The following is a 6,484-nucleotide window of genomic DNA, read 5'->3' as shown; positions in this document are numbered from 1 at the left end:
GGACCGTACGGCGGTGGCGGCGCGGCCGGGGACGGCGGGGCGGCCGGAGGCGGTGGCGCGGCGGGCCGCGCGGGGACCGGGGCGGCGCCCGCCGCAGCCCTGCCGTCCGCCTCTCCCTCCCCGGGGCGCTCCTTACCGCATTTCATACAGAAGCGGGCATCCGACACAAAGGCAGAACCACAGGACGGACAGAACGACGTCATGAGCGCTCCGGGAACTCGGCAGGTCCGGGCCGCGAAGATGGCGCCGGGGCCGGAACCTTACCGAACGTCAGTTGCCGGAAGAGACTGCTTTCGTGCCCCGGTGCAGCGCGACGATCCCGCCCGCCAGGTTCCGCCACGCCACGTCCGTCCAGCCGGCCCGCTGCATCCGCCCGGCGAGCGCCGGCTGGTCGGGCCAGGTCGGGATCGACTCGGCGAGGTAGACGTAGGCGTCCGGGCTGCTGCTCACCATGCGCGCGACCGTCGGCAGCGCCCGCATCAGGTACTCGGTGTAGACCGTGCGGAACGGCTTCCACGTGGGGTGGCTGAACTCGCAGATCACCACGCGCCCGCCCGGCTTCGTCACCCGCAGCATCTCGCGCAGCGCGGCGTCGGTGTCCTGCACGTTCCGCAGCCCGTAGGAGATGGTCACGGCGTCGAACACCCCGTCCGCGAACGGCAGCCGGGTCGCGTCACCGGCGGTCAGCGGCATCCACGGGTGCCGCTTCTTGCCCTCGCGCAGCATGCCCAGCGAGAAATCGCAGGGCACGACGTACGCCCCGTCGGCGCTGAACGGGATGGACGAGGTCCCCGTGCCGGCCGCCAGGTCCAGCACCTTCTGCCCGGGCCGCCCCCCGACGGCCGCCGCCAGGTCCTTGCGCCACCGCCGGGCCTGGCCCAGCGAGATCACGTCGTTCGTCAGGTCGTACTTGGCCGCCACGTCGTCGAACATCGCGGCGACTTCGTGCGGCTGCTTGTCCAGGGAGGCTCGGGTCACGCCCCCCATTCTTCACCTTCCCCCTCCGCCTCCGGCACAGGGGGCTCTGGACGGACCGGCCGCCCCGTGAACGACATCCCGCGATGCGCACCACACCCACTCCTGCGGGCCCCCGCGCCCCCAGGACCACCGGCCACGTCCCCCGGGGCCGCCGCCGCCCGTCGGCGGTACGGCCCGTGCCGGTGGTACGCGCCCTCGGCTCTCGCACCGCGAGCGGCCGGAGCGGCCGGCCCGCGGTGATCACTCTGCCGCAGGAAACGGAAGCGACGGTTCTCGTTGACGCCGCCCTGACGCCGCGGCGGGCGCTCCGTACGGACCTTTGACGAACGGGCGCTCAGGGCTCGATCAGGCTCGCCAGGTCGATGGCGACGGGGAACGGCCGGTTGGTCCTACTCGAGCAAGCCCGTCAGGTCGATCTCCACAGGAAACGGCAGTTCGGTCATCAGCTTCTCCCGGTGCACGGGGTGCAGGGGGGCGGCGACGTACGAATGGCCGCCGCCCGGCAACCAGTACTCGTGCACCGCGAGGCCCTGGCCCTCCAGCTCGACGCGCCAGAAGAACGGCACCCCCGCCTGGGCGAACTGAGCCGGCTTGCGAAACCCGTCGTCGCTACGGGAGCCCGGCGAGACCACCTCCACCGCCAGCTTCACCTTGTCGACCGACGTGCACTCGACGCCGAGGAGGTCGAGCTCCTTCCGGTCGCAGACGACGACGTCGGGCTTGATGACGGTTTTGTCCTCGAGCATGACGCAGCGCTCGACATTGACGCGGTACTCCTCGGGAGAAGCCTGGCGAAGATGGAAGCGCAGCTCATCGCGCACGATGTCATGCCACAGCTTGGTCTGCCCCCGGACCACGATCACTCCGTCCACAAGTTCCCAGTCGAAGGGCAGATCAAGATCCTTGACCTGGGCGTACACCCAGCCATCCGCAGGCGGGAACATCCAGTTCTCCGGAGTGGCCTTCTCCAGCCGGTCTGCGGTCATCACTGCTCCCATGGGCAAGAGTGCGGACGCCGGGGCGGTTCGCGGTCCTGTGTACGACGGTACTGCCACCCGCGGTGATGAACCTTGGACGGAACGCTGACGGCGTACCGGTGGTCAGCGTCCCCGATAGGCCAGACGGCCGTGGAGCACCGTCGCCACGCACATGCCCGCGCCGGCCGCCGCCAACCCCGCCTCGTCCGGGACGTCGAACACCGCCAGATCGGCGCGCGCACCCACGGCGAGGGGTACGGCGACCGCGTCGGCCAAGCCGCGAGCCGTACGGAACGGATCGAGATCCGGCTCCCCCGCCGGGGTGCCCGGCAGCTCCGTGAGCCCGGACCGTGCGACAGCCGTCCGCACCACCGGGTCGCGGAACGGCCCGACGAGCGCCGTCGTGCCGTACCGCAGCATGCGCTGGAGCCCGCGCCGGGCGCTGCCCGCCCAGCGGGTTTCGGTCATCGCCAGGGCCGCGAGGCGGTCGCCGGTGAGGGGCAGGCGGCCGAGCTCGGCGGACTCGCGCGGGTCGGGGTGGTAGGTGCGCTCCAGGAGGGGGGCGCCGTGTCGTTGGAGGAGGCCGGGGGTGATCGTGCCGGGCCAGCGGCGGACCCGGGCGGCCGGATGGGCCGCCGTCAGCGCGTCGAGCGGCCCGAGGGCGGCGACCGACCCGCCGTCGACGAGGACGGCGCCGCCGGGCACGGGCGCCACCGCCGGGTCACCGGTCAGCAGCAGCCCGGCGGCGTGGATCGTCAGCACGGGAGGAGGGCCTCAGTTGGTGGCGACGAGCTTCAGCTCGGGGTGGGCGGTGCCGCCCTCGATCGCCGTGGAGGAGAGGTGGGAGACGACGCGGTCGTCGACGGGGTCGTTCGCCGGGTCGTCGTGGACGACGAGGTGCTCGTACGTCGTCGCGCGCTGCGCCGGGACGCGGCCCGCCTTGCGGATCAGGTCGATGATCTCCTGCCGGTTCGAGCGGTGCCTGGCGCCCGCCGAGGAGACGACGTTCTCCTCCAGCATGATCGAGCCCAGGTCGTCCGCGCCGTAGTGCAGCGAGAGCTGGCCGACCTCCTTGCCCGTGGTCAGCCAGGAGCCCTGGATGTGGGCGATGTTGTCCATGAACAGCCGCGCGATGGCGATCATCCGTAGGTACTCGAAGATCGTCGCCTGGGTCCGGCCCTTGAGGTGGTTGTTCTCGGGCTGGTAGGTGTACGGGATGAACGCGCGGAAGCCGCCCGTGCGGTCCTGCACATCGCGGATCATCCGCAGGTGCTCGATCCGCTCGGCGTTGGTCTCGCCCGTGCCCATCAGCATGGTGGAGGTCGACTCGACGCCCAGGTTGTGGGCGATCTCCATGATCTCCAGCCAGCGCTCGCCCGACTCCTTCAGCGGCGCGATCGCCTTGCGCGGCCGCTCCGGCAGCAGCTCGGCGCCTGCGCCGGCGAACGAGTCCAGCCCGGCGGCGTGGATCCGGCGGATGGCCTCCTCGGCGCTCACGCCCGAGATCCGCGCCATGTGGTCGACCTCGGAGGCGCCGAGGGAGTGGATGACGAGCTGCGGGAACGCCTTCTTGATTGCCGAGAAGTGCTCCTCGTAGTACTCCACGCCGTAGTCCGGGTGGTGCCCGCCCTGGAACATGATCTGCGTACCGCCCAGCTCCACGGTCTCCGCGCAGCGGCGCAGGATGTCGTCGAGGGGCCGGGTCCAGACCTTGTCGCTCTTCGGCGGGGCGTAGAAGGCGCAGAACTTGCACGCGGTGACGCACGAGTTCGTGTAGTTGATGTTGCGCTCGATGATGTACGTCGCGATGTGCTCGGTCCCCGCGTAGCGACGGCGCCGCACGGCGTCCGCGGCCGCGCCCAGCGCGTGCAGCGGGGCGGACCGGTAGAGGACGAGCGCCTCCTCCGGGGTGATCCGGCCGCCGGCGGCGGCGCGGTCGAGGACGGCTGCGATCTCAGAGGGCGAGAGGTCGGCGTGCTCTGTCACCGTGCGTCCCTTCGGAGGGGGTTCGTGAAGTCCGATCCAGCCTACGCCAGGGGTCGGACACTCCCGGGGGCGGCCGGGGTCAGCCCCCGGCACGGGTGAGGGTGGCCGTGGGGCTGCCGCCCTGCCGGTCGTCGGATCTGTAGGAGAGCCGGCCGTCGGAGCCGCGGGTGTACACGAGGGTCGCCCTGGCCCCGGTGCAGAGCGCGTGCTGCGGGCCGTCGCTCTCCTCGACGAGCGTGATCTTCGTGGCGGTGGCCGACCGCAGGCGCGCCTTGCTGCGGCACTGGAAGACGTTCAGGACGTCGTAGGTGTTCCGGACGACGTACTCGCCGGTGCGCCCCTGCGTGATGACGGTCTTCATCGTGCCGTTGGCCGTCCCGTCGCCCTGGACGACCCCGCCGGTCCAGGTGCCCACGAAGGTCTTCGGCACGGTCCCGCGCGTCCCGGAACCGCCCCCGTCGTCGCCCCCGAAGGGCCACACGCCCAGGCCGAGGAGCACGGCGAGCACGGCCACCACGACCCCGGCCGCCGGGAGCGCGACCAGGGCCGCCCGGCGGCCGCGCCGGGCCGAAGGCACCGGCCCGGACGGCGCGGCGCCGCGGTCGCCGTAGGGGCCTCGGTCGGTGTACGGCCCTCCGGGCAGCCCGTCGTAGGTCGCCGCGGCAGTGCGGGGGCCGCCCGTCCCGTCCGACGGGACGCCGCCGTACAGAGCGCCGTCCGCCCCGTACCCGTTGCCCGCCGGGGACGGGCCCCCGCCCCACTCCGTCGGCGCGTACGCCACCGCCGGGCCGAAGGCGCCGGCCGGCTCGCTCCCGCCGCCCTCCAGCCCCAGCAGCTCCACCGCCCGCCGGCTGACCTGTTCCACCAGCGGCGCGGGCAGCCAGCCGGGCCCCACGAGGGCGCCCGCCGCCCGGCCCCCGGCGATCCGGCGCGCGAGCTCCGCGGGGGCCGGGCGGGCGGCGGGCTCCTTGGCCAGGCAGGCCGCCACCAGCTCCCGCAGCTCCCCGGTCAGCCCGGGCCCGAGCTCCGGATCGCCGTGCACCACGCGGTAGTTGACGGACGCGTGGTGCTCCCCGGGGTACGGCGGCGCGCCCCCGGCCGCGAAGGCGAGGACCGCGCCGAGCGAGAAGACGTCCGCCGCTCCGGTCAGCGGGTCGCCCAGCACCTGCTCGGGCGCCATGTAGCCGGAGGAGCCGACCACCATGCCGGTGGCGGTGAGGGAGGAGGAGCCGTCCATGGCCCGGGCGATGCCGAAGTCGATGAGGCGCGGGCCGTCCAGGGGCAGCAGCACGTTGGAGGGCTTGACGTCCCGGTGGACGAGGCCCAGGGCGTGCACCGCCGCCAGCGCCTCGGCGAGTCCGGCGCCCACCACGCGTACGGCCCGTTCCGGCAGGGCGCCGACGTCGGCGACGGCCTGGCCGAGGGACGGCCCGGCCACGTACCCCGTGACCACCCAGGGGACCGGCGCGTCCGGGTCCGCGTCCAGGACAGGGGCCGTCCAGGCGCCGCCGACCCGGCGCGCGGTCTCCACCTCGCGGCGGAAGCGGGAGCGGAACTCCTCGTCGAGGGCGAGCCGCGGGTGCACCACCTTGACGGCGACGGTCCGGCCCCCGGCGTTGCGGCCCACATAGACCCGGCCCATGCCCCCGGCGCCGAGCACCCCCAGGAGCCGGTACGGGCCGACGGCGCGCGGATCTTCCTCCAGCAACGGCCGCATCAGGACCTTCGCCTCCCCCCACCCGGGGCCCTCCGGCCCCGATTTTCAGGCTATGACTCAATTCATGGGCTGTCTCAGGAACCCGCCTCCCCGGTTTCCCCATCCCCTAGGACGGAACAAACCGTCATGTCCTTCGGGGCAGCAGAATCGTCCGGAGCGACGCGATGACGCACTCGAACGGGTCCTACCGGTCACAGGGCCGCCGGGCCTCCCGCGGGAAACGCTGGGCCATAGTGGTGGCCTCCATAGCCGTCCTCGGCCTGATAACCACCGGTGTCCTGAAGTACATGGAGCTCGGCCCCTTCTCCAAGAAGGGCGACCCGGTCAGCTTCGGTCAGGACATTCCCGAGGGCGGTGGCCAGGCCGGGGGCAACAACGGCGGCAAGGCGGACCAGGCGTCCGACTCCAAGGTCGCGATGCCGACGGGCCCGGCGGCCCCGTTCAAGAACGCCAACACCCTGGGCGACGGCACCGAGATCGGCGTCGTGACCTACCACGGCAAGAAGTCGGGCTTCACCGGCAAGGTCTGGGTCTGGGCACCCAAGGAGTACAAGGAAGAGAAGTACAAGAAGAGCGGCTTCCCGGTACTGATCGCCCTCCCCGGCGGCCCCGGTTTCCCGATGAACTACTGGATGGGCACCGACCTCGGCCTGGAGTCGAGCGTCGCGAAGATGGCCAAGGAGGGCACGGGCAAGCCCTTCATCATCGCGATGCCCGTCCTCAACCCCAGGGACGCCGACCCGGTCTACTGGGACGGCAGTGACATCCCCGGCCAGCCCAAGATGGGCACCTGGCTCACCGAGGACGTCCCCCAGCTGATCAAGGA

General features: G+C 72.5%; 5 protein-coding genes and 1 pseudogene. 1 reads left to right on the top strand and 5 read right to left on the bottom strand.

Annotation, left to right across the window (positions count from 1 at the left end; genetic code table 11):
• Window positions 1–270 precede the first annotated feature (270 nt).
• From HN013_RS24980 to HN013_RS24960, 5 genes are all read right to left on the bottom strand, one after another.
• Entirely contained in the window at window positions 271–978 is a 708-nt protein-coding gene (locus tag HN013_RS24980; RefSeq protein ID WP_171169952.1) for a demethylmenaquinone methyltransferase, read from the bottom strand.
• A 389-nt stretch (window positions 979–1,367) separates the two neighbouring features.
• Entirely contained in the window at window positions 1,368–1,964 is a 597-nt protein-coding gene (locus tag HN013_RS24975; RefSeq protein ID WP_171169950.1) for a Uma2 family endonuclease, read from the bottom strand.
• A gap of 114 nt (window positions 1,965–2,078) precedes the next feature.
• Complete coding sequence (locus HN013_RS24970; RefSeq protein ID WP_171169948.1) at window positions 2,079–2,717, bottom strand: imidazolonepropionase-like domain-containing protein; 639 nt, start codon at window positions 2,715–2,717, stop codon at window positions 2,079–2,081.
• Window positions 2,718–2,729: 12 nt separating this feature from the next.
• Window positions 2,730–3,941, bottom strand: coding sequence for a cyclic dehypoxanthinyl futalosine synthase (gene mqnC, locus HN013_RS24965; protein ID WP_171169946.1), 1,212 nt, complete (start codon window positions 3,939–3,941; stop codon window positions 2,730–2,732).
• A gap of 79 nt (window positions 3,942–4,020) precedes the next feature.
• The gene (locus HN013_RS24960) at window positions 4,021–5,658 is read right to left on the bottom strand and encodes a serine/threonine-protein kinase (protein WP_171169944.1); all 1,638 of its coding nucleotides are present in this window, start codon (window positions 5,656–5,658) and stop codon (window positions 4,021–4,023) included.
• A 287-nt stretch (window positions 5,659–5,945) separates the two neighbouring features.
• Here HN013_RS24960 and HN013_RS33255 point away from each other — a divergent pair.
• Window positions 5,946–6,484 (top strand): annotated as a pseudogene (locus HN013_RS33255) (hypothetical protein); the annotation flags it as partial.

The sequence above is a fragment of the Streptomyces sp. I05A-00742 genome (genome assembly GCF_013055795.1).
In the GTDB taxonomy this organism is placed as follows: domain Bacteria; phylum Actinomycetota; class Actinomycetes; order Streptomycetales; family Streptomycetaceae; genus Streptomyces.
Note: the sequence above shows the minus strand (reverse complement) of the source record. Positions and strands in the feature narration are given on the sequence as shown.

Excerpts from the sequence above, each read along its gene's own strand:
- HN013_RS24975 (WP_171169950.1), bottom strand. The coding sequence starts at position 1,964 with ATGACCGCAGACCGGCTGGAGAAGGCCACTCCGGAGAACTGGATGTTC.
- HN013_RS24960 (WP_171169944.1), bottom strand. The coding sequence starts at position 5,658 with ATGCGGCCGTTGCTGGAGGAAGATCCGCGCGCCGTCGGCCCGTACCGG.